The 24274-nt window shown below is 31.2% G+C and carries 22 protein-coding genes; 8 read left to right on the top strand and 14 right to left on the bottom strand.

All coding sequences use genetic code 11. The features are described 5' to 3' along the window. Nucleotides 1-14 precede the first annotated feature (14 nt). The gene (locus L3X39_RS13615; protein WP_237232412.1) at nt 15-1547 is read left to right on the top strand and encodes a sensor histidine kinase; all 1533 of its coding nucleotides are present in this window, start codon (nt 15-17) and stop codon (nt 1545-1547) included. Between the two features lie 2 nt (nt 1548-1549). Then, on the top strand, nt 1550-2254 hold the full coding sequence (locus L3X39_RS13610) for a response regulator transcription factor (protein ID WP_237232411.1): 705 nt from the start codon (nt 1550-1552) through the stop codon (nt 2252-2254). A gap of 103 nt (nt 2255-2357) precedes the next feature. Here the strand turns inward: L3X39_RS13610 and L3X39_RS13605 are convergent, their stop codons facing one another. The 7 genes from L3X39_RS13605 to L3X39_RS13575 all read right to left on the bottom strand — a co-directional run bounded on the left by L3X39_RS13605 (nt 2358) and on the right by L3X39_RS13575 (nt 8714). Continuing rightward, entirely contained in the window at nt 2358-2771 is a 414-nt protein-coding gene (locus tag L3X39_RS13605) for a hypothetical protein (RefSeq protein WP_237232410.1), read from the bottom strand. Between the two features lie 104 nt (nt 2772-2875). Next, nucleotides 2876-3388: a YybH family protein gene (locus L3X39_RS13600; RefSeq protein ID WP_237232409.1), complete on the bottom strand. Its 513-nt coding sequence runs from the start codon at nt 3386-3388 to the stop codon at nt 2876-2878. A gap of 111 nt (nt 3389-3499) precedes the next feature. Beyond that, the gene (locus L3X39_RS13595) at nt 3500-4156 is read right to left on the bottom strand and encodes an alpha/beta hydrolase (protein ID WP_237232408.1); all 657 of its coding nucleotides are present in this window, start codon (nt 4154-4156) and stop codon (nt 3500-3502) included. Beyond that, the gene (locus tag L3X39_RS13590) at nt 4157-4486 is read right to left on the bottom strand and encodes a DUF4870 domain-containing protein (protein ID WP_237232407.1); all 330 of its coding nucleotides are present in this window, start codon (nt 4484-4486) and stop codon (nt 4157-4159) included. It lies immediately after the preceding gene. 3 nt (nt 4487-4489) lie between these two features. Then, nucleotides 4490-5746, bottom strand: coding sequence for a dihydroorotase (locus L3X39_RS13585; RefSeq protein WP_237232406.1), 1257 nt, complete (start codon nt 5744-5746; stop codon nt 4490-4492). Further along, entirely contained in the window at nt 5743-7668 is a 1926-nt protein-coding gene (locus L3X39_RS13580) for a vWA domain-containing protein (RefSeq protein ID WP_237232405.1), read from the bottom strand. Before L3X39_RS13580 ends, L3X39_RS13585 begins: the two co-directional genes overlap by 4 nt. A gap of 38 nt (nt 7669-7706) precedes the next feature. Beyond that, on the bottom strand, nt 7707-8714 hold the full coding sequence (locus L3X39_RS13575; RefSeq protein WP_237232404.1) for a glycosyltransferase family 2 protein: 1008 nt from the start codon (nt 8712-8714) through the stop codon (nt 7707-7709). Between the two features lie 100 nt (nt 8715-8814). Here L3X39_RS13575 and L3X39_RS13570 point away from each other — a divergent pair, with 100 nt between their 5' ends. Further along, nucleotides 8815-10710 carry a M61 family metallopeptidase gene (locus tag L3X39_RS13570; RefSeq protein WP_237232403.1) on the top strand — a complete coding sequence of 632 codons (1896 nt, stop codon included), beginning with the start codon at nt 8815-8817 and terminating at the stop codon, nt 10708-10710. 110 nt (nt 10711-10820) lie between these two features. Here L3X39_RS13570 and L3X39_RS13565 read toward each other — a convergent pair whose 3' ends face one another. The 5 genes from L3X39_RS13565 to L3X39_RS13545 form a co-directional block, all read right to left on the bottom strand. Further along, on the bottom strand, nt 10821-12317 hold the full coding sequence (locus tag L3X39_RS13565) for a S10 family peptidase (protein WP_237232402.1): 1497 nt from the start codon (nt 12315-12317) through the stop codon (nt 10821-10823). A 46-nt stretch (nt 12318-12363) separates the two neighbouring features. Next, complete coding sequence (locus tag L3X39_RS13560) at nt 12364-13128, bottom strand: TIGR02757 family protein (RefSeq protein ID WP_237232465.1); 765 nt, start codon at nt 13126-13128, stop codon at nt 12364-12366. A 74-nt stretch (nt 13129-13202) separates the two neighbouring features. Next, complete coding sequence (locus tag L3X39_RS13555) at nt 13203-13667, bottom strand: DUF4488 domain-containing protein (RefSeq protein ID WP_237232401.1); 465 nt, start codon at nt 13665-13667, stop codon at nt 13203-13205. A gap of 100 nt (nt 13668-13767) precedes the next feature. Further along, entirely contained in the window at nt 13768-14430 is a 663-nt protein-coding gene (locus tag L3X39_RS13550; RefSeq protein ID WP_237232400.1) for an ABC transporter ATP-binding protein, read from the bottom strand. A gap of 50 nt (nt 14431-14480) precedes the next feature. Beyond that, nucleotides 14481-16916: a DUF5916 domain-containing protein gene (locus L3X39_RS13545; RefSeq protein WP_237232399.1), complete on the bottom strand. Its 2436-nt coding sequence runs from the start codon at nt 16914-16916 to the stop codon at nt 14481-14483. Between the two features lie 210 nt (nt 16917-17126). Here L3X39_RS13545 and folE point away from each other — a divergent pair, with 210 nt between their 5' ends. Continuing rightward, on the top strand, nt 17127-17714 hold the full coding sequence (folE, locus tag L3X39_RS13540; protein WP_237232398.1) for a GTP cyclohydrolase I FolE: 588 nt from the start codon (nt 17127-17129) through the stop codon (nt 17712-17714). A gap of 57 nt (nt 17715-17771) precedes the next feature. Next, a complete protein-coding gene (locus L3X39_RS13535) occupies nt 17772-18035 on the top strand; it encodes a hypothetical protein (RefSeq protein ID WP_237232397.1) in 264 nt (87 codons plus the stop codon). Nucleotides 18036-18230: 195 nt separating this feature from the next. On the opposite strand, the gene L3X39_RS13530 is transcribed toward L3X39_RS13535, so the two are convergent. Both L3X39_RS13530 and L3X39_RS13525 read right to left on the bottom strand, forming a co-directional pair. Further along, nucleotides 18231-19466, bottom strand: coding sequence for a hypothetical protein (locus tag L3X39_RS13530; RefSeq protein ID WP_237232396.1), 1236 nt, complete (start codon nt 19464-19466; stop codon nt 18231-18233). A gap of 119 nt (nt 19467-19585) precedes the next feature. Then, complete coding sequence (locus tag L3X39_RS13525) at nt 19586-19822, bottom strand: hypothetical protein (protein WP_237232395.1); 237 nt, start codon at nt 19820-19822, stop codon at nt 19586-19588. 225 nt (nt 19823-20047) lie between these two features. Between L3X39_RS13525 and L3X39_RS13520 the strand changes: the two genes are divergently transcribed. Genes L3X39_RS13520 through L3X39_RS13510 form a run of 3 tightly spaced genes read left to right on the top strand, consistent with a single transcriptional unit; the run spans nt 20048 to nt 24271 of the window. Further along, nucleotides 20048-22003, top strand: coding sequence for a peptidylprolyl isomerase (locus L3X39_RS13520; RefSeq protein WP_237232394.1), 1956 nt, complete (start codon nt 20048-20050; stop codon nt 22001-22003). Further along, complete coding sequence (locus tag L3X39_RS13515) at nt 22003-22854, top strand: peptidyl-prolyl cis-trans isomerase (RefSeq protein ID WP_237232393.1); 852 nt, start codon at nt 22003-22005, stop codon at nt 22852-22854. Before L3X39_RS13520 ends, L3X39_RS13515 begins: the two co-directional genes overlap by 1 nt. Then, the gene (locus L3X39_RS13510) at nt 22817-24271 is read left to right on the top strand and encodes a peptidylprolyl isomerase (protein ID WP_237232392.1); all 1455 of its coding nucleotides are present in this window, start codon (nt 22817-22819) and stop codon (nt 24269-24271) included. The genes L3X39_RS13515 and L3X39_RS13510 overlap by 38 nt, the downstream gene beginning before the upstream one ends. Nucleotides 24272-24274 lie beyond the last annotated feature (3 nt).

Genomic DNA, 24274 nt, shown 5'->3' with positions numbered 1-24274 from the left:
TACTTATAATATTAATGAGTTTATCATTGGTAGGCATTATAGCTATTCAGGCTTATTACATAAACGATTCAGTTAAAAACGAAAAAGAACGTTTTAAATATAATGTGGTTACGGTACTAAATAACGTATCAAACACCATTGAAGAGAATGAATTTGAAAACTATTACGCTAAATATTTTAATTTAGATAGTGATCAAAAAGTAGATGAAGAAGCCGTTTCTCAGTTATTAATTTATCAAAAAAACAATAGCACCAAAGAAACGCTCATTTACAAAAGCAATGTTTTAGAAGAGAACTATAAATTATCTTCTTCGCTCTTTGACATAGGTTTAGATAGTCTAGATATATCAAATATCATAGGAAATTCGAGTACTGAAATTTATAGAAATACAGATGCGTCTGAAATAGATTTAAAAAGCCCTATAACTAACATCATTAGAAGTGGGACTATAGACGAGGCTCAGCGTATAAATTTTGAAAGAAGTTTTAAAGAAATTTCAAAGCGAACACCTATACATAAAAGGGTTTCGGCAGATAAAATAAAAGAACTATTATCAGAAAAACTCAATAAATTTGGAATAAACATAGATTTTGAGTTTGCCGTTTTTGGTAACGATTTAGCCACTAAAGTTAGGAGTGATAATTTTGAAAATATAAAAAACTCAACCTTTAGCGTTCCTATATTTTATGATGAAAATAACCAAAGCCTTTACAAGCTTCTGGTAAATTTTCCAGATGATAGGAAGTTTATTTTATCATCTATAATGGGTATGATTTTATTATCAATAATTTTCACATCCATTATTATAATTGCGTATTCAAGTGCTCTATATCAATTGATGAAACAGCGTAAAATTTCAGAAATTAAGAGTGATTTTATCAATAATATGACGCATGAGTTTAAAACACCCATAGCAACCATAAATTTGGCGTTGGATGCGATAAAGAACCCGAAGGTAATTGATGACAAGGATAAAGTAAAGCGTTACTTAACCATGATTAAAGAAGAGAATAAACGTATGCATGCGCAGGTTGAGAATGTATTAAGAATATCTAAATTAGAAAAGAACGAACTAAACATTAGTAAGGATAGAGTTAAGCTACACGACTTAATTGAGGAAGCTATAACGCATGTAGAGCTAATTGTAGAAGATAGAAAAGGCTATATAAAAACGTTTTTAGACGCTGAAAAGTCATCTATTTTAGCTAACGAAACGCACTTTACCAATGTAATAGTTAATATACTGGATAATGCCATTAAGTATTCTCCAGATGCACCAAAAATTGAAGTATATACTGAAAATGTTGGTACTAACATTTTCTTAAAAATAAAAGATCACGGTAGCGGTATGAGTAAAGCGGCTGCCAAAAAAGTGTTTGAAAAATTTTATAGAGAACACACCGGAAATATTCATAACGTAAAAGGCCACGGTTTAGGTTTAGCTTACGTTAAAAGAATAGTTGAAGACCATCAAGGTCATGTGTCAGTAGAAACAGAAAAAGACAAAGGAAGCACCTTTACAATAAAGCTTCCCTTAATATCATAACTATGGAAGAGAACAAAAAGAGAATTTTATTAGTGGAAGACGATCCAAATTTTGGAACCGTACTTAAAGATTATTTAATGATGAATGATTACGAAGTTACCCATGCTAAAAATGGTATGGAAGGCTTTGAGAAGTTTAAAAAAGACGATTTCGATTTGTGTATTCTAGACGTTATGATGCCTTATAAAGATGGCTTTACACTAGCCAAAGAAATAAGAGAAAAAAATACCGATGTGCCTATTATATTTTTAACTGCTAAAACGATGAAAGAAGACGTTTTAAAAGGTTATAAAGTAGGAGCAGACGATTATTTAAACAAACCGTTTGATAGTGAAGTTTTACTTATGAAAATTAAAGCTATTATTCAACGTAAAGCTACAGAAACCATTTCGGATAGTAAACAATTTGAGTTTAAAATTGGACGTTTCGATTTAAACTCTAAACTACGTTTTTTAAAGTTTGATGGTGGCGAACCTGTAAAACTATCTCCAAAAGAAAATGAGTTATTGCGTTTATTAGCATTACATGAAAACGATTTAATGCCTCGCGAATTAGCACTAACTAAAATTTGGAGAGACGACAATTACTTTACTTCACGTAGTATGGATGTGTATATTGCTAAACTGCGTAAATACTTAAAACTTGACCCAAAAGTAGAAATTCTAAACATACATGGTGAAGGGTTTAGATTGGTTATTAATAGCTAATAATAATAATACTTATATATAAAATAAAATCCAGCAATTTGCTGGATTTTTTGTTTATTTAGGATGAGATTTATGGGAATTCGTTAGGTGTTTTTAAAATGCTTTATTTTTCTCTTTTAAAAATTATTGAGTTTTCCGAATTGAATTCCGTTGGTCGATTTTCCTCAAAATCTATAGCAAATTCCATGATGTCATTATCAATAAAATTGGCAATGCAAAGTAATCTTTTTTGTTCTCCACTTTCCAATAAAGTAACTATAAAGTCTATTTGAATTGGATTGGATTCACTATTTATTTCATAAGTCATTTTTCCTTTTTTTCCGTTCATAACAAATTCCTTTCCTCCTAGAATTTGTCCTTGAATTTCGAAATATGCGTAACCGTCTGAATCAAAATTCATGTATCCAATTTCTTTTTCATCTTCTCCAACCCATTTTCCTATAAACTTGGTATTGACTTTGTTAACTGTTAAAGATAAAAGAGGGACTACTAATAATAGAATTAAGAATTTTTTCATATTAATTATTTTCAAACTTATAATAGTCTACGAAAAAAAAACGCATCAATGTTTTTCATTCTAGAGTTAAACGAAGTTATCATTTTTTCTCTCAAATTCAAACTTTAATATTTATCAAAATCATCTATAGCAAAAGCCTCATTATAGGAGGTTTCGTTAATAGTGTTGCTTTCTGATGAATCATAATCTACCAATAATTTCCACGTACCGTTTTCCTTTCTTAAAATCACATGAAATTTTCCATAATACGATTGTTCATTCGCTGTATTAGGGTTTACGGTTAGCTTATAAATACCTCGTTCAGAAGCACTAATATCATTTGCAATACGCTCTAAAAACCGAAACGAAATAGTTTGATTTGAGTTTTTATTAACCCAACGCTTTTTATAACCTTCTATATAAGTGGTTTTTCCTTTTACATTTTTAGAGTCCCCGCTAACCCGAACTAAATCCTCGCTATGTATGCTTGCAAATAAAATGTAATCAAAAGTTTCAAAAGCTTTTGTAAAAGGGCTCCAAACGTCGGTATTAATAGCCTTTAAATGATTCGTTTCTTGCGAGGTTACAATGTTTCCAAAACAAAGAAACAGACTAATGTAAATTGTTAATATTTTCATCTATTTAAAAATTTTCAAGAACCTGTGAATAAATAATTTGATTATACTGGCTCGTAATGCCCATTATGGGCTTCCATATTTAAACTTTTAGAGATTTAAGATATGAAAATATTAGATGCGTTTACTCAACCAATCCTTAAATTCGTAAAAATTTTGTGGGGCAACACCGTGTCCTACTGGAAATTCGGAATATTGGTGTTTTATATTTAGGGCTTTTAAAAATGGAACCGTTTGTCTCGCCCAATCCACCGGAATAACTTGGTCTACACTACCATGTGAGCAATAAAAATCTAAATTTTTATAATCTTTTTGCTCAAGATTTTCAGGTAAAATACCTGTATTTACGTAACCGCTTAAGGCAACAATGTTTTTTACCTTTTCAGGATAGGTTAAAGCTACGGCATAACTTAAAATAGTACCTTGACTAAAGCCTAAAAGCGTCACATTGTTTTTATCAATGGGATACGAAGCCACTGCTTCATCAATAAATGTTGCAATTAAATCTCGTGATTTTTTTGCTTGTTCATTGTCACTCCATTTACCTTTTTCAGCATCAAAATTAATAGCATACCAAGCATTACCAAAGGGCTGCATGGTGTAAGGTGCTCTTGCTGCAATGATGAAAAGTTCTTCAGGCAATTCATTAGCAAACGAAAACAAATCGTTCTCATCACTACCATAACCATGGAGCATAATTAATAACGGTGCATTATCCGTTAAAGTAGATTTTCTAATAATATGATTTAAAGAAAGTGATGTGTTAACCATTTATTTACCAATGTTTGTAAACCAATCTTGAAATAATTTCCCGAAGAAAGGCACTAATTTTGTTTCTCCTTTTAAAGCATTTACTAAACCAAATATCCAAAAACCAAAGGTTCCAAACCAAAGAAAAGTTCCTAGCCAACTATTTACATATTTTTCAGTAACATTAGAGAAAATAAGCAATAGTATAAGTCCTAGCATTTGCCTGCAGTGAAACGCAGTAAAGGGATTCTTTTTATTAAGATTTTGTATAATGGCTACAATAAGTCCAACAAAAGTAAAATAGGCTACAATAGCAAGTGTTTTTCCTTCTTGAATATCGTGTTGAGTCATTAATTATGAATTTAAATGCACTTTATTATTAGATATAATACCATAAACTTTTCCTTTAAGAGTTTCATTCTCGAAAATGGTATTATTAGATTTTGAAACAATATCTTGCTTCGAAAAGGTATACTTGGTATCAGGATTAAACAGGGTAATATTCGATTTTTCGCCAACATTAATTGAAGTAGCTGTAACCCCAAATCTAGATTTTCCTTTTGTTAATATTTCGATGGTTTTCTTTAAAGTAAATATGTTTTGAAGCGCTCCAAAAGCACTTTCTAAACCAATAGAACCATATTCTGCATAATCGAACTCTACTTTCTTTTGTTCTACATCAATAGGGTTATGGTCGGTAGTAACCATATCAATGGTTCCATCTTTTACGCCTTCAATTAAGGCATCAACGTCCGTTTGAGTTCGCAACGGAGGTAATACTTTAAAGTGTGTGTTAAAGTCGTTTAACGCTTCATCTGTAAAGTATAAATTATGAATAGCTACACTACAAGTAACATCCAATTTTTTCTTTTTTGCTTCTCTAATAAGGGCTACCGAAGTAGCTGTTGAGATAGTTGGGATATGTAGTTTTCCACCTGTATATTCCAGTAAAAACAAATCGCGGGCTACTTGTAATTCTTCTGCTAAAGCAGGAATTCCTTTTAAACCTAAAGTTGTACTTGTTATGTTTTCGTTCATAACACCATTTCCAGAAATTTTATGCTCTTGGGGAAATGAACATACCAACCCGTCAAAATTACTCGCATACTGCAAAGCAATTTTCATCAAGTTAGGGTTAGAAATAGGCTTTTTATAATCGTAAAACGCAACTGCTCCCGCGGTATTCATATCGTACAGTTCTGCTAAATCGATACCTTTACTGGATGCCGTTAAGGCCCCAATAGGTAATAACGTAACCACATTTCTATGCGCTTTGGAGTTTATAAACGTAATATCAGCATTAGAATCTATTACTGGATTTGTGTTTGGGTTTAAAGCAACTGCTGTAAAACCTGATGCTGCTGCAGTTTTAAGACCGTTTAAAATGGTATCGCGTTCTTCAAAACCAGGCTCACCAAAACTTACGCTACTATCAAACCAACCTTGAGAAATATGCAAATTTTCTAGCTTAATTTCCTGATAATTTTTAGGATTAGTAACACGCTTAGCAATTTTTGTAATCACACCATTTTCAATTAATACATCTTGAGTGGTATTATGAAACTCGCTCTTTGAGTCTATAATGGTAGCAGATTTTATAAGTATGTTCATTTAAAGAATTTTAATATGAGCATTTCAACAAGCATTAACGCTAGCGCAAAAATAACAAACCATTTCCATAAGGCGTTAACTTTAGTATCACTTTTTATTGTGTCGAAAATTTCGTTAATAGAATTACTCACGGTAACATTATTAGAACTTGAAACTTCAGAATAAACCAAATCACTTTCACTTCTATTATAGTTGTAACTTACATTTTTAATAGTTTCATTTTTATTTTTTATGGAATAAGTGCCAGCAATTGTTGGGTTTTCCGAGGTTTCAATAACCACCTTGTTATTAAAGTATTGTTGTTTTGGTATAATGTTTATATCATCTTTTACAAGCGACAATACGGCATCTTGTTGTAATTGTGTGTCTACATCAAAAGTGTTTTCTTTACCAATACTATAATATAATTCAGGAATTTTAAAACTCTGTTTTGCGATATTATAGAGCGTTGGTACAATTAAAGGTGAGTTTTTAAAACTTGAATTGTCTTCATTTAATGCTGATGTAAACACATAGAGGTTTTGTTGGGCTCCTAGGAAGAATTTACCATCTTCAAACTGCAATACATCCGACATATTATTTGAAGTCACATTATAAAAGCTATTTACTTTTGGGTATTGAAAATTACTTACCTGTTTTTCAAAAACACCATTACTGTATAGAGGATGTGAATAGCTAATTTTTGTTATTCTTTTTTCAGAGGTCACTAAATTGCTCAAACTCGTTCTATAATTGACTAAAAATTGGTTGTAAGAACTTGAATCTATATCATTTGAAGGAATAATAACCACATGCCCACCTTGATTGGTAAACTGTTTTAAAATTGTGCTTAATGCCACAGGAATATCATTTAATTCATTTAAAACAATCAGGTTTTGTTTATCAATATCATTATAATTCAACTGATTTTCGGATGATGATGTATAATTAAATTCATCATTAGTGTAAATCCGTTTTAAAAAAGTATCATCATTAGCATTTATAACTAAAACATTAATTTTTGAGGCATTGTTTATGTTAAAGTATAATGTATTATCAAATTGTAAATTGGAATCGTCAATAGTAATCACACCGTTTATAACTTGGTTTGCAGGAAGCGAAAAAGTAGTTTCGGCATCTTTTTCAATGGCAACGGAAGTTTTAGCTATAAGCTTATCATCATTAAATAAAGATATAGGTAGGTTATCAATTGTAACACCACTATTTTTTAATAATACTTTTAACTCTATAGTAGTGGCAGTAACTTCAGAGATAAAAACACTATCAATAGCAATATTGTTTTTATTTACGGGTTGTAATTTTACTATGTTTAAATTTAAAAGAGAATCTGGTGTAGGTTGAAAATTAGATTGACCATTTTGAAAATCACTGATAAAAACTAGATTTTTTAGTACGCCCTTTTTATCACTAAAAGCGGCTTTGCTTTTTAAAAGCGCAGCTTCAAGATTTAATGGATTTGATGAATAATCCAGTTGCAATAAATCATTCTTAATCGCTTTTATATTAGTGTTTTTATAAACATTATCATTTGTAAGTAATGTGAGATTTTCGTTTTCAGAAACATTGCTAATTATATCTTGGATAGCACGTTTTAAAAGTTGACCTTTATCACCTTTAGCTTGCATACTAAAAGAATTATCTAAATAAATAACCGTTTCCTTTTCGGTTTTAAAAGCATCCGTTTTTGAAGTAAAAGGTTGAGCAAAAGCTAGTACGAGTGCAGCTAAAAGTAAAAGTCTAGTACACAGAATAAGCCATTTTTTAATTTGCGAACTTTTGCGTGTTTGCAAGGTTGCTTCTTTTAAAAAAGCCACATTGGTAAAGGCTACTTTTTGAAATTTACGTAATTGAAATAAATGAACAATAATAGGAATAAGCAGTAAAAATAAAGCGTAAAGAATTTCGGGGTGTTTAAACTGCATGCTTGTTTAGATTTGTCAAAGCTACATATTTTTTTCAATTAACAAAAGAAGATATAATCTTCAAATGATTTCATATTTAGTTTTTCCATGTAGGTTAATATTTCCTTTTGTGAATTTTCATTAGCAACGGTAATAATACTTTGGGTATTGCTTATTCGTTCCAAAAAATTAAATGGTTTTAAAACAACGCCATAAATTTCTTTACCAATTTTTTTTGGGTTGTCACAAATCCATTCAAAAGGTATGTTTTTTTCTATAAATGTACTAGCCACTTTTTTGCCTTTTTTACCTGCTCCCCAAACTACTAATGTTTTTTCTGGGATATAATCTAACTCTAAAAAATAGTGTAACTTAATATCTAAAAAATGGTTTAAAGCATAATGCTCATCTGTACGTGAAGTACGATAGCTATAATCACGCCAATCGTGTAAAATGTCGCTACACGGGATACATTTAAGTTGATGCTTATAAAACCTAAAAGTTAAGTCATAATCTTCAGGATAGCGATGTGGGTTAAAACCATCACAAGCAATAAGATCATCTCGATGTACCATCCAACATGGCGATGGAATTACACATTCTTTATAGATTTCAGCGTAGTTGTTTCCTGATTTTGTTAGCTTGTTTAACCAAGCTTCATATTTTTTATACCCGTCATTAACACCATCTTTAGAAAAATATTTAACAAGGCCTGTAGCAAGATGTTCTTTGCCATGGCTTAATAATTTATTCACTAAAACTTCCAATTTGTTTGGGCGCATTATATCGTCGCTATCCATTCGGGTTATAAACTCACCTTTACTGTGTTTAAAAGCCAACTGAAGGGCATCAATAATACCGTTTCCTGAATTTTTTAAAAGCCTTATTCTAGCATCTTTTTCCGCAAAACCATTAACTATATTATAACTATTATCAATTGAATTATCGTCTACAATAATCACCTCCCAATTTTTATAGGTCTGTTGTAATATAGAGGTCATACAGTCGCTTATAAAGGCTTCAGTATTCTTAAAAGGTATAAGTATGCTAACTAGTTTTTTTTGCATAAAGCGAATATACATATTTACTCTTTTAACATAATATTAAGAAGTTAGGACGTAACATAATAGTAATTTGCACGTCACTTAAAAAACTTAAAATATATACATGAAAACAAGATTTTTTTCTTCATTATTAATGGTTAGTATTTTGTTGGTAAGTTGTACTTCAACTAAAAACACGAGTAACGATTTAGCCATAAATGTACCGATTGAGACTTCAATAAACTTAGCAAATGTCGCAAATGATAAGGCGCCAGTTACTATAAACCCTGGACGTTTTACTGTTGAAACAGTAACTTACCGATTACCTAAAGTAGTTCAAGGAACCTATGCTGTAAGTGATTTTGGTAAATATGTAGACGATTTCAAAGCTTTTGATTATCAAGGCAATGAAATGGCTTTAAACAAAGTTGATACTAATACATGGACAATTTCCAATGCAAAACAATTGGATAAAATTACTTATTTAGTAAACGATACTTTTGATATTGAAAAAAATGGAGGTATAGGTGAAGACACACCTTTCTCGCCATCAGGAACAAATATTGAACCCGAAAATTATGTTTTAAACCTACATGGTTTTATTGGTTATTTTGATTCTCTAAAGAACAATCAATACAAGCTTGATGTTACCGCTGATGCTAGTTTTGTTCGTACGTCTGCACTAAAAAGTGTGAGTTCTAAAATGAGTGATGATGGTAAAAATATCACCACCACCTATTTTGCGCCAAGATATTTTGACATTACCGATAACCCAATGATGTACGGAAACTTAGAAGTTGAAGAGTTTCAAGTGGGTGATATAAAAGTAGTTTTAAGTGTATATTCTCAAAACAAAACACATTCTGCTGCTTCAATAAAGGAGGCCATGTATAAGATGATGCAAGCTCAGAAAACATATTTGGGAGACATTAATAGTACACCTAGCTATCATATTTTTCTTTATCTATCTGATGGAGGGGAACAATCTGCGAAAGGCTACGGAGCTCTTGAGCACCACACATCTACAGTAGCTGTTTTTCCAGAAGCTATGGAAGAAGATGCATTAAACGAAGCTTTAATAGAGACGATAGCACATGAATTTTTTCATATTGTAACACCTTTAAGTGTGCATTCGGAAGATGTACATTATTTTGATTATAACAATCCAACATTCTCCAAGCATTTATGGATGTACGAAGGCGTTACTGAGTATTTTGCAAATTTATTTCAAGTCGATCAAGGTTTAGTTGATGAAACGGAGTTTCTTAATAAAATCATGGGTAAAATTCAGAGTTCAAGACGTTTGAATGATGCTATGAGTTTTACTGTAATGAGTGAGAATGTTCTTAAAGCTCCTTATAAAGATCAATACTATAATGTATACTTAAAGGGCGCTTTAATTGGAATGTGTATTGATATTATTATGCGCGAAGAAAGTAACGGCAATAGAGGTATTTTATCTTTAATGAAAGAGTTATCAAACAAATACGGTAAAAATAAACCGTTTGAGGACGATAAGCTTATTGATGAAATAACCGCGATGACTTATCCTTCAGTTGGTGAGTTTTTAAATACGCATGTTGTTGGAGATTTACCTATAAATTATAATGAGTTTTTTGCTAAAGTTGGTTTAGAAATTGGAGAAGGAAGAACTGAAACCAACTATATTATGATGAATGGTGCGCCCATAGTGAGTGGCGACCCACAAAAAGGAACTATTTTCTTTACAGATGTAATATTGGAAAATAGTTTTTGGGCAGAAAATGGGGCACAGCCAAATGATGTTATTAAAACGATTAACGGTGAAGATTTAACGTTGCAAAATGCTAACCAATTATTGCAAAAAGTGTTTAGCTGGAAACCAGGGCAAGAAATTGAAGTTAAATTAGATAGAAATGGTGAAGAAGTAGTTATAAAAACAACTGTTACACCAACTTATACAACTGGTGAAGCTATTATGGAAAAAGCAGATGCTACCGATGCACAAAAAGCATTGCGTAAAGCCTGGTTGAAGGGTTAATCGAGTTAAATTTTTAAATATAAAAACGACTGACGAATTATTATTTGTCAGTCGTTTTTCTTTTTATCATTCCTGCGAAGGCAGAAATTTCATTTAAATCCAGACTATTTTTATTCTTTAATATATTTCGCAGGTTTCCCTTTTGATAATGAGTTATTTATAAACTCACGTAAATCATCATTAGCTGAGATTAAATCGTCTTTTCTTAAATACATCATATGTCCACTTCTATAGCCTTTAAAAGTAAATCTATCCTTCATTTTACCGCTCGGATCTACTTGCCACATCGTATATTTTGCAGCAAAATAGGTTGTAGCACCATCATAATATCCAGATTGTATTAATACTTTTAAATACGGATTTTGTGCCATAGCTTGTCGTAAACCTTCACGCGTATTGTCATTTCTTCTATCCCAAGGATGCACATCACCAAAAACATTATATTTTGTATCTGTTTTAAAGTTTAAATGTTCTCTAATATAATAGTTTATTGCAGGTGTAAAGGCATGATTCCACATGGTTAATTCTGGGCTATAATCGGGTGAGTTACCAGCTTCAGTCTTATCGATGCCCAAATATCTAGAGTCTAAACGCCCAATAGTATGTCCAGTTTCATCACGTAATAATTCTTTCCAAAAAAAGGAGGTAGGAATATCTAAGTTATGTTGTAAAATAGACTTTTTTGACAATCCTGAATAATAAGCCATTTTTTCAGCTACATTTTGTCTTTCACTGTCAGATATAAATCCGCCTTTAGCAATGGCTGGCATGACATTATTTATAGTATAATCTTCAACTTCTGGTAATATATCTAATAAATCTTTTTGCTGTAACTCAGCCGGTAAAACTTGTTGATACCAAGCGGCTGCGGTATAATAAGGTAAGTTTAATGCAGAATATATGGGTTGAGACGTACTATACAATTTATAATCGGCTGGAGATACTAAAATGACACCATTTAAATACATCCATTGACTATTTTGTAACTCTTCAGCTAAACCCATAACACGAGTGCCACCGTAACTTTCACCAATAATATATTTAGGGGATTCCCATCTATTTTTTCTTGAAACAAAAGTGTTAATCCATTCTGCTAAGTATTTGATATCGGCATTAATACCAAAAAAGGTTTCGCGCTTTGGCAGGTTACCATCTTTGTCTTCAACCATTCTTGAATACGCAGTATTTACAGGATTTACATAAACAATATCGGCAACATCCAAAATGGAGTTTGGGTTATTTTTAACACCATATGGTTGCACTGGGTAACCTTCATCATCAATGTTTAAAATTTTAGGGCCGGTATATGCAACGTGCATCCAAACAGAAGCTGACCCTGGACCACCATTAAAGGAAATAATAAGTGGTCTGTTAGCTCTATCTTTAACATTGTCTCGCTCATAATACGTGTAATATAAAGTGGCTATTGGCTCATCTTTAGTATTCCAAACGGGTTGTGTACCAGTGGTTGCTGTATATGAAAAACTGACCCCTTTAATAGTGGTATTATGTTTAGTGACAACAGTTGTGTCTAAAGGAATTTTTCTTTTTTGTGAAAACACAATTACAGTAGATAACGATACAAGAAAAACTAAATAATATTTCATTTTAATAATGTTAGTTTATAATTTATAAATATATGAAAAGAAACTGTTAAAAGCCTTCAAAAACACCTAAACCAAACAAAGCGAAATCATATTTTACGGGATCGTTTTTATCGAATTTTCTTAAGCTTTGATCAAGCTCTAATAGAGCTTTAGCGTCATTTTGTTTTCGTTTTAACAAACCTAATTTTCTGGCTACATTTCCTGAATGCACATCTAAAGGACAAGAGAGTTGAGTGGGAGAGAGGCTTTTCCATATTCCGAAATCAACGCCTGTTTTATCATTTCTAACCATCCAGCGTAAAAACATGTTTATACGTTTAGCGGCTGAATTTTTAAAGGGATCACTTACATGTTTTTGTGTGCGTCGTAAATGCTCAATTTCGAAAAAAGTGGCTTTAAATTTTGATATGGATTTTTGAAGGGAATATTCTTCCGCGTTTTTGGCGAATAGTTTTTCAAGTCCGCCATGATTCGTATAGATATGTTTTAGACACTTGACAAACTGAATGCAATCATCGCCATTAAAAGTTCTGTGAACAAAAGGGAGTAGTTTTTCCAAATCGCTTTCTTGATGATTCACCACAAAATCATAAGGAGTATTGTCAAGCAAACACATCAGTTTGCTAGCATTATTAATAATACTTTTGCGATTACCCCAAGCGATAGTTGCAGTTAAAAAACCAGCAATTTCTATGTCTTCTTTTATCGAAAACTGATGAGGTATTTGAATGGGGTCACTTTCAATAAACTTTGGATTGTTGTATTGTTCGACCTTACTATCGAGGAAATCCTTTAATTCAGAAGCGTTAATATTTGTCAATTATTGAGCTTTACTCAACAAAAGTAACAACAGTTTTTAAATAACAACCTTTATTTTGGGGTAAACTATTCTATTCTAATATAATTTTCGGCTAATACACGATCGCCATTTTCATCAATGGAAATTTGGCTAAATGTATCTCCATTTAGAATAAGCTCAAAACTGAAAACATTATTAGTTTCAATAGCAGGTTTCATGGTATTTGAACCATAAACAAGTGATTCTACTAGCGTGCTATCTGTAATTTTATAATCGCCATACCCAAACCAATCTGTAGAGTCAATTCTGTTTAAACGGCTCCACATAACTTTTGAAGGGGAATAAATCTTTATCTGTTGGTATCTTTCATTACTCATAAAAGAATCCGATACTTTATTATCTTGGTAGTTATAATAACCTACCATTTTCCATACGCCTACTAGACTATGCTTTTCTTTTTCTGGAGAAACATCTTTTTTTTCTAATGCTTTATCATTTTTACATGAAACTAATAAAAGGGCTATTAATACGGTGGTGAAGAAAAATCTCATAGTTAAAAAATTAAGGAGTTCGAAAATATACCTTCTAATTTACGAAAAATTTTAACACTTTAATTATTAATACATTAATAATTTTTTGAAAGGAATCAAATCAAGAAACTATATTTCCATCAACCATGGTTAATTTTCTATCGGCCATATTTGCAAATTCTTCATTGTGTGTTACAATTACGAAAGTTTGACCAAACTCATCACGCAGTTTAAAAAAGAGATTATGTAAATTCTCTGCCGACTCGCTATCTAAATTGCCTGAAGGCTCATCAGCAAAAATTAAATCAGGATTATTAATCAGGGCTCTAGCAACTGCTACACGTTGTTGTTCTCCTCCAGAAAGTTCACTTGGTTTGTGATGATGACGATGCGATAACCCTAAAAAATCGAGTAACTCCTTGGCACGATTTTCTGCATCACTTTTTTTAGTGCCTTTTATAAATGCTGGTAAACAAACGTTTTCCAAGGCCGTAAATTCTGGTAATAATTGATGAAATTGAAATATAAAACCAATGTGTTCATTTCTAAATTTAGCTAAGGCTTTATCACCAAGCGTGTTTATGTTGGTATTATTGATAATTAATTCAAATTCTTCTTTTTTTGAGGCTCGGTCTAAAGTGCCTAAAATTTGAAGCAACGTTGTTTTACCAGCACCAGATGCTCCAACAATAGATACGATTTCCCCCTTTTTGATGTGAATATCAACACCTTTTAAAACTTGTAAATCGCCGTAATATTTATGAATATTTTTTGCTTGAATCATTTATAAAAAATAACAGCTGTGAATTTACTACATTATGATGTGATGCACAATTATGAAGTAGGTTTCTTTTTAAACGCACCTTTAATATTGTTGTAATCTATAAAATACTGCAATCTCAAAGAGAAGATATGCTGCAAAGGTTTATCAAATAGGGTATTTAAGCTATCAAAATAAGAATCTTTGGATGCATTATTAGAATTAAACAGCGAGTTTCTATATAGTGCCGTTAACTGACTTCCAGGGGCAAATTGCCATGAGTATCTTAAATCAAAGTTCCAGGTATTAAAGTTAATATTTGGATTATCAACATCATCTGTTGTGTAACCATCTTCTCTACTTAAGGTACCATCTAGTTCTAAACTAAATAATCCCGTATCGTACGTAACGGTACTCCAAAAATTTCTTAGTGTTAGCGAAAGCGCATGAAAAGGATTAAAATTATAGGCTCCAGAAAAACTGTTTTCAACCGATATTATGTCGCGTTCCCCAAATATAATATCATTACCTATATTATTTACAAACCCCCGACTTCCTTTATTATTTCTATAGGAATACTCATAAGATATTCTAAACTTATCATTAAATCGAACCGTTGGTTCTAGATTAAAATTATACCCAAATAAATCCCTTTCGCCATCAAATATGGCAAAGCTTCCAGTATTAAAATCTAATGATAACATTTTATTAGAATTGGTTTGAAACCACCCTCCAATAAATCCAAAATTTTCATAAATAAAAAAACGTTTGTTTTCAAAATCTCTGGGTTCAAAATAGTCATATTGCTTACCAGGTTCAAAATTAATATTGAATCCATACCACAACAACTTTTTTGTTTGCGCATTTAAATTAATTCCAAAATTGGCACCCGTAAACGTGTCAGGTTTGTATAATCTCCTGTAATTTACATAAGTATTTATTGAGAAATTGTTTAATTTTTTAGTAGGTTCGAAAATTTGATAGCTGGCATCAACCCCAAAATTGCTGTAATTATTTCTAAAATTTAGCCCTAAATCATTTATATCGTAACCTTCGTTTGCAAAGCTATGATCAAAACTATATCTAAATTTCCCGTGAGATTTTCCAATATAGAAAAGGGAACTTAAACCCGTTTGAATACCTTCTGTTAAGTTTAGATTACTCATTTTTATTTGCCCAATAATGTTATAGGTATTTCTTTTATTAGAAATATCAGCTAAAAGCCCCGTTACATTGGCATCTCTAAAATGTCCATCTCTAGTTACATTAGTATTTATAAGACTTACAGATGAATTTCCATTAAACTGTTGGTCTACTACTAAAATATTGTAGTTAGCCAATGGTTCTACAACTTCCTTTCGTGATATGCCAGTTAGGGTATCGGTAATAGTAGCTTCTGTAACATCGGTTATAGCATTAAAAAAACCAATTCCTAAGCCTTTTTTTGTTCTACCCGATACTTTTAGAGCGTTTAATGTTTTTACTTCTGATGGATAATCGGAAACTTCTTCATTATCATTAACTGTCGGAGACCCAGTTGGGCTACTACCAATACGTCTGGAGAAAAATAAATTACCCTTATTAAAAAGATCAACACCTTCAGTAAAAAACTGGCGTTGTTCATTAAATGTTTGCTCAAAAGGTCCTAAGTTGAGCCTAACATTATCAAAAGCTGCCTGACTAAAATCGGGAATAAGAGTCGCATCCAATGTGAAATTTTCCGTAATACCATATTTTACGTCCATCCCAATATTATAATTAGGCGTATCCATGTTGTCATAAATTACCGAGGTAAAAGGATAAAAACTTAATCGTGTTGGTGGTTCAATATTTCTTATTCCAGTAAGCTCTCCATGATACAAACCAACATTACCTTTAGTACGATCAATTGGGTTCCATGAATATTGTGAATTATCAATTCTAAAACGCCTATGAAATTGTAAGCCCCAAGTCTGTACTTCGTCATTTGAAAAACGTAAAGCCCGATAAGGTATTTTCATTTCAACTATCCAACCATCATCAACAATTTTAACCGCACTATCCCAAACAGCATTCCATCCAAAATCCTCTCCGTTACTTGGTGAAGCTGTAGCATCAGCTTGGGTTCCAGAGCTAAAAACAAAAAACATAGTGTCGTTTTGTGCATCATTATTGGGGTTTAAAGCTACTGCAAAAAAATCTGATTGCCCGAAATTATCTCTACTAGTAAATTGCTTTTGTATATCTTCTGGTTTGTCTTTTAGATAGGCTGCAATATATATGGCTTGGTCATCATAAGTCATTTTTACAATGGTTTTTTGATGCTGTTTTTCAACAACACCCATTTCAGGCCTAAATTGTGTAAAGTCTTTAGCTTCGTCAGCGATTTCCCAAACACCATCATCTAAAATACCATCTATTTTAGGCGGTGTATTTGTTTTTTCAATTTTAAGCGATTTTTTTTCTACTTGTGCCAGTATTGATGAAATACTAAAAAGAGTGACAATAAATACGTAGTGGCGTATTTTCATTTGATGATTTTTGATTGATGACAGTACTATAATCTTTAAAAAAAAGACCATAGAAAAAACAAAACGTTACAGTTTTGTATTACAAATCTAAGATTGCTTTTAAAATGATATTCATAACTAAACGTTAAAAAAACTTAGATTTTGTTAATGTTTTGGTTATTTTGATGGGAACGGTAATTATGCTTATTTTTAAGCTTTAAAAGAAACACGATGCCTTATAAAAAATTAGAAGAATACAACATACAGATTACAGATGATGTAAAAAACAGGTATAAAAATATTATTGAAGACCTTGGGGAAAACACCAAGCGTGATGGACTTCTAAAAACGCCCGAACGTGCTGCTAAAGCAATGCAATTTTTAACTCAAGGCTATCATCAAGACCCCGTTGAAATCTTAAAAGGCGCTATGTTCAAGGAGTCGTATAACGAGATGGTTATTGTTAAGGATATAGAACTATACTCGCTTTGCGAACATCATATTTTACCATTTTTTGGTAAAGCACATATAGCCTATATACCGAATGGTTATATAGTAGGGCTAAGTAAGTTACCACGGATTGTTGATGTTTTTGCTCGACGATTACAAGTACAAGAACGTCTTACAGAACAGATTTTAGATTGTATAAATGATACGCTTAAACCACAGGGTGTTGCTGTGGTTATTGAAGCATCGCATATGTGTATGATGATGCGGGGTGTGCAAAAACAAAATTCTGTAACCACAACGTCTGGGTTTAGAGGACAATTTGAAAAAAGTGAAACCAGAAACGAATTTTTAAAGCTTATTGGAAAATAACTTTTGTTTAAAATATGGTATGTTTCTTGCTTATATACAGGTGATTAAAATTACTTAATGAATAAATACAAAAAATTAATAATTGGGATTGTTTTAGATGCTCTTGGTTATGTGTCTTTTATAATTCCTGGTATTGGAGAATTCTCAGATATTATATGGGCACCAATTTCGGGGTGGTTAATGACCAAACTTTATAAGGGTAAGGCTGGTAAAATTGCTGGTGTTGTAACTTTTGTTGAAGAAGCACTACCTGGGTTTGATGTTATTCCAACCTTTACACTAATGTGGCTTTATACCTATGTTTTTAAAAAAGAAAAGTAATTTCGTTTAACGTTTATTTACATGGAAAGATGCGTGATTGTGTGCGGGGATTTTCCAAAGGGAAATCAGATGTAGCATACGTGCAACGATCTTTGTTTTAGCACAACACCAGCAATGTTTTATATACTGTGTTGTAACATGTTTTTTTATTTATCATCGTTTTACAAACGCTATTAATCGTCTCCTACAATTTTTTTAGTTAGAGCAGCCTTCTGATGTTTTTATTTGCTCAAAAGTAGGATTATAGGCGTTATCAGAGATATCATACCTTAAATAAAAATAATTAGTATAATTAGCAGATTTTTTAAATCCGCAAAAATTAGTTAAACTAATATTATTCTTTATTTCTAATTTACCAAAATTGGAATCAGGAAAAGTATAATAAATTAAAGATTCTAACTTTGAAAAACCATCTAGATTGGTTAGATTGTCATTATTGACAATAGAAACTGTAGAAGCTCCATCTATGGGATGATTAATATTTTCTAAATTAGATAAACCATTTAGGTTCGTTAACGAATCATTATTATCTATAATTAGCGATTTAAGAAATAACGTTTTAATTTTTAGTAATCCATCCATATTCATTAACAAGCTATTATCTTTAATAATAATATTTTTCTCACATTGAGAACCCCAACAATCTTGCATATTTTCTAAATCGTCTGGAAACTCACTAATTGATATTAAGGAGTTATTATTTTCAATTGTAATACTACCTATTCTAATATTAGAAATTCCATTTGTATTAATTAATGATTGATTATCAATAATTGTTAATAATCCAGTATATTCAATATTTGATAATCCAGTAATATCTTTTAATAAAGGGTTAGAAATGATTTTTAAATACCTCCCGCCTGTACTTTTTAAGCAATCCAAACCATTAAGATTCTCTAAATTTGTATTTTTTATAACAAAACCTTTTGTTTCTCTTAAATGTGAAATAGGGGATAAATCATTAACTCCGGAAATATTGAGATTGCCATTAATAGTAGTATATTTTTCATTACCAAAAGCTATTAACTCTTCCTGATTCGTAATGTTTATATCTCCTGTAAATATTAGATCTTCCAATTTTTCACAGTTATTTGAATTAACAATTTCAATGTTACCAATTATTTCAGTTTGATTGTTTAGAGTTAAGTAAATATCACCAGATTCAGTGTTTTCTAGAATTTCCACTTTTAAAAAGGAGCTATTAGTTTCTATTATATTTCCAATAATATTATTTGTAAAAGTTACTATATAAATTTCATTTACTGAAAAACCATTACCATTTATTGTCAAAACATCTCCAATTTCTGCTGATAGAGTAGATAGAGTAATGTCTGTTGGAAATTCATCGGTTTGTTGCTTATTTTTCGAATCATCATCTGAACAAGCAATTACTGAAATTAAAATTATTAAAATTTTTATTACTTTCTTCATTGATAAGATGTCTTTAAATGTGTTACAATGTTTTATATGAACTTTTTTAATTGTTTATATCAGCAGTTAAACGAAGGTAGTAGAAATTTTTTACAAAGTCAAATAGGCAAATATTCAAATTATGAAGTATAAACTTGACCTCTATGCGGTTTTAAGGCGTCTCTTATGGGTTTCATTTTGTCTTCATCAACTACTAAAAAAGCAATAGAATGTATATCATTTATCGCTTCGTGTCCTGTTATAGAAATATTTAGTTTTTCTAATTTTATATATTCCTTTAAATGAATTTCATGGTGTTCAGCAATTTTACTCGCATCAGGACCATAAAAATCCCATATCAGTTTTAATTTACGCATCTAACTTTTTCGAATTTTTTGTTTTAAAATTAAGATAAAATATTTCTTAAAAGTAATCATTAATAGTATAATATTTGTTTTCTTTAACCGTTTTAAAACAACTTGTAAAATAGGTATATATTAGTATTTTTGTAATCGTTTAATAATTATTTTCTTCTTTAAATCAATCAAATTGTTTAATGACGAATTGCATCAAACTAATTAAAAACAATAAAATCTAAACAGATGAAATTGAATTTTTATTTCACTTTAATTTTTTCATTATTAATATTAAATGTTAATGCACAATCCGCATCAGATGATGTGCTTTTTACGGTTGGCGACGAACCTGTTTATGCTTCAGAGTTTTTAAGAGTTTATAATAAAAATTTGGATTTGGTTCAAGATGAATCTCAAAAGGATGTTGACACTTATTTAGAGCTTTTCACTAATTACAAATTAAAGTTAAAAGAAGCGAATACCTTAGGCTTAAATACAAAACCATCTTATTTACGAGAGTTGTCTAATTACAAAAAGCAACTAGCAAAAAATTATATGACGGATACTAAAGTAACGGATGCTTTGGTTGAAGAAGCCTACGAACGGATATCTTATGATATTAATGCAAGTCATATTTTAGTTAAAGTTGATGAAAATGCGAGTCCTCAAGATACATTGAATGCCTATAACGGCATTATTAAGTTACGTGAAAGAGCTCTAAAAGAAGGGTTTGAAAAAGTAAGAGAAGAAGTCCATAATGGTCAAACCATTTACGGAGAAAAACTAGGGTATTTTTCAGGTTTTAAAATGGTTTATAAGTTTGAAAACATAGCATTTAACACAAATGTTGGAGATATTTCTCAACCCTTTAGAACCCAATTTGGTTACCATATAGTAAACGTGATAGACAAAAGAAAATCCAGAGGCGAACGCACCGTGGCACATATAATGGTTGTTGAAAAACCAAACGATTCATTAGCCGAAAAATCTGAAGTTAGAATTCAGGAAATTTATAAAAAGCTAAATCAAGGAGAAGACTTTGAGTCTTTAGCAAAACAATTTTCCGATGATAAAAATTCTGCACCTAAAGGAGGTAAATTAGCACCATTTTCTGGTGGACAAATTAGTGTTCAAGAATTTGAAGATGTTGCATTTGGTTTGGAGAATATAGGAGATGTATCAAAACCTTTTAAAACAAACTTTGGTTGGCATATTGTGAAATTATATGGTAAAAAGCCAATATCAGAATTTGAAGCGATAAAGCCAGAATTAATAGAAAAGGTTAAACGCGATGGTAGATCGAAACTAATAGATGAAGCACTTACTAAGAAATTGAAAAAGCGTTACAATATTACTGATACACAACCTGCGCTCTCATATTTTGAATCTATTTTTACTGACGACTATTTTAAAAAAACTTGGAAATTGCCATCGGATTTTACAGCGGAAAAACCTTTAATTAAAATTGGTAAAAAGCAATTATCGTTTGGCGATTTTGGAAATTACCTGTTAAAGACTCAGCGTACTCAAACTCAAAAAGGGTCGTATAAATCAGTTATATCAGACAAATATGAATCTTTTTTAAGCGAGAATGTTATTGCATATCACGAAGATAATTTGGAAGATGAAAACGAAGATTTTGCTCATATAGTCAACGAATATCGTGATGGTTTGCTCTTATTTGAACTTATGGAAACTACTATATGGAATGTGGCTAAAACAGATTCAATAAATATTCAAGAGTACTTTAATAAAAATAAAGACAAATATGTTTTACCCAAGCGTATAGATGCTGTTATAGCTTCTTCGCCAAAGCAGAAAACACTTAAAAAAGTTTCCGAATTATTAGAGAAAAAAATGAATTTGGAGCAAATAAAAGCATTGGTTAATAGTAATGATAAAATTGAAGTTATCTTTACATCTGGTATTTTCGATTCAAACCATCAAGCCCTTCCTAAAGACTTTAATTTTGTTAAAGGAATTTCAAAAATTTATAACCATAATGACACATTTGTTTTGGTTCAAGTAAAAGACGTATTACCCGTAAGTCCAAAATCTTTTGAAGAAGCTAAAGGTTTAGTGATAAGTGATTATCAAACTTTTAAAGAAGAGAATTGGGTAAAGGAATTAAGTGAGAAGTACAAAGTTGAAATTAATCAAGAGGCTTTAAAGAAAGTAAAAGCTCAAATAAACAATCCATAGTGCGAATTAAAGCCAGTATAATTTTATTAGTAATTCTAGTAACGTCATGCGATTTTTTTAAAAAATCAGACGACAGAGTTCCTGTTGCCCGAGTTAATGAAACTTATTTATATTTTGATGACATAAAGAATTTAGTACCTGAAGGCGCATCAACTGAAGATAGCACCATTGTAGTGCAAAACTTTATAAACCGATGGGCTACTCAACAACTTTTTGTAGATGGCGCAATGCTTAATTTAAGTGATGAAAAGCAAGAGGCCTTTAATAAATTGGTTGTGCAATATAAAAATGATTTATACACGAAGGCTTATCTTGAGGCATTGGTAAAAAGAAGTATCGATACCGTTGTGAAAATAGAGGAAGCTGAAGCCTATTATAACGAAAACCAAGAAATTTTTAAGTTAAATGAAGAATTGATAAAGTTTCGTTATGTGCATGTTGATGAAAACATTATTGACTATAACAAAATTAAGGAAAGGTTTCTGCGCTTCAATGCAAATGATAAAAAGGTGTTAGATTCTATATCAATTCAATTTAAATCATATTCATTAAATGACTCTATTTGGATAAAATTAAATCAAGTTATTAATAAAATTCCTGCGGTTACAGCCGAAAATAAAAATCAACTGTTAAAAAAATCTAATTTTGTACAACTCAAAGATTCATTAGGAGTATATTTGATGCAAATTAATGATGTGCTGCTTCGAAACGATACGGCGCCATTAGAATATGTAAAGCCAACTATTGACCAAATAGTGGTGAACAAACGCAAGCTTGAACTTATTAGAGAATTAGAAAAAGATATCACAAAAGATGCTATTAAAAATAAACAATTTGAAATTTACAATTAATTTGAAACCCATATCACTATTAGTCATAACGCTTTTTACTATAAATGTTATGAACTCCCAAGAAATCATACCTGACGAAGTTAAAGAAGAAGCTGTTAAAAAGGTTGATTCGGTAGATTTATCAAAAGCAAAAAAGGTAGATGGTGTTGCTGCTGTTGTAGGGGATTATATTGTTTTAGATTCTGATGTTTCAAAGGAGCGTCTACAACTAGAAGCTGGAGGATATGACACTAAGGATATTACAGATTGTGAATTATTTGGCAAACTGTTAGAAAACAAACTATATGCGCACCACGCTATTCAAGATAGTATTCAAGTGTCTGATGCCGAAATAAGAAGACAAGTAGATTATCAGATTGAGCAATTTTTACAACAAACAAATGGTTCTATGGACCGACTGTTAGCTTTTTATAAAAAGGAAGACGAGAAAAGTTTTAGAGATGAAATGTTTGAGATTAATAAAGCAAACACGTTGGCTCAAAAAATGCAAGCGAAAATTATTGAAGAGGTTGAAATAACCCCTGAAGAAGTAAGAACCTTTTTTAATAAAATACCTAAAGACGAATTACCAACCTTTGGAACGGAGTTAAAAGTGGCTCAAATAGTGGCAGAACCTAAAGTATCTGAAGAGGAGAAACAAAGAGTTATTGATCGTTTGAAACAATTTAAGGCAGATATTATTGAAAATGGAGCTAGTTTCCGTTCAAAAGCTATTTTATATTCTGACGACCCAGGATCAGCAAGTAAAGGAGGAAAATATACTTTGAATAGAAAGCAACCTAGAATGGTTAAAGAGTTTAGGCAAGTGGCATTTGGTTTGCAAGAGGGTGAAATTTCAGAGCCTTTTGAAACCGAATTTGGATATCATATTATAACCCTTGAAAAAATTAGAGGACAAGAATACGATGTTGCTCATATATTATTAATTCCAAGAGTTTCGGATGAAGCAGTAGCTGAAGCAAAAGAACGATTAGAGAAGGTTAGACAACGTATAGTAAATGGCGACATATCCTTTGCTGATGCAGCAAGAGAAGTTAGTGATGAAAAAGAGACCAAAAATGATGGTGGGCAATTAATCAATCCTACAACTCAAGATTATAATTTTGAGTTAACAAGAATGGATCCTGAACTTTATGCTCAAATTCAAGATTTAAAAGACGGTGAAGTGAGTTTGGTTTTAAGTGAAGAAGATAGATCAAGCAAAAAGAAATTTAAGATTTTAACGGTTACCGATAGAATTGATGAGCACACTGCTGATTATGCACGCGATTATTTAAAGATTAAGCAGCTAGCCGAAGAGGAAAAGAAAATTCAAGCAATTGAGAAATGGCAAGAAGAAAAAATATTAGATACTTACATAAAAATTAGTGGAGAATATAGAAATTGTGAGTTTTCTAGTAACTGGTTAAAAAAGTAAGCC

It is taken from the genome of Flaviramulus multivorans, from assembly GCF_021728415.1.
GTDB classification, from domain to species: domain Bacteria; phylum Bacteroidota; class Bacteroidia; order Flavobacteriales; family Flavobacteriaceae; genus Sabulilitoribacter; species Sabulilitoribacter multivorans.
This window is presented reverse-complemented; position numbering and strand designations above follow the sequence as displayed.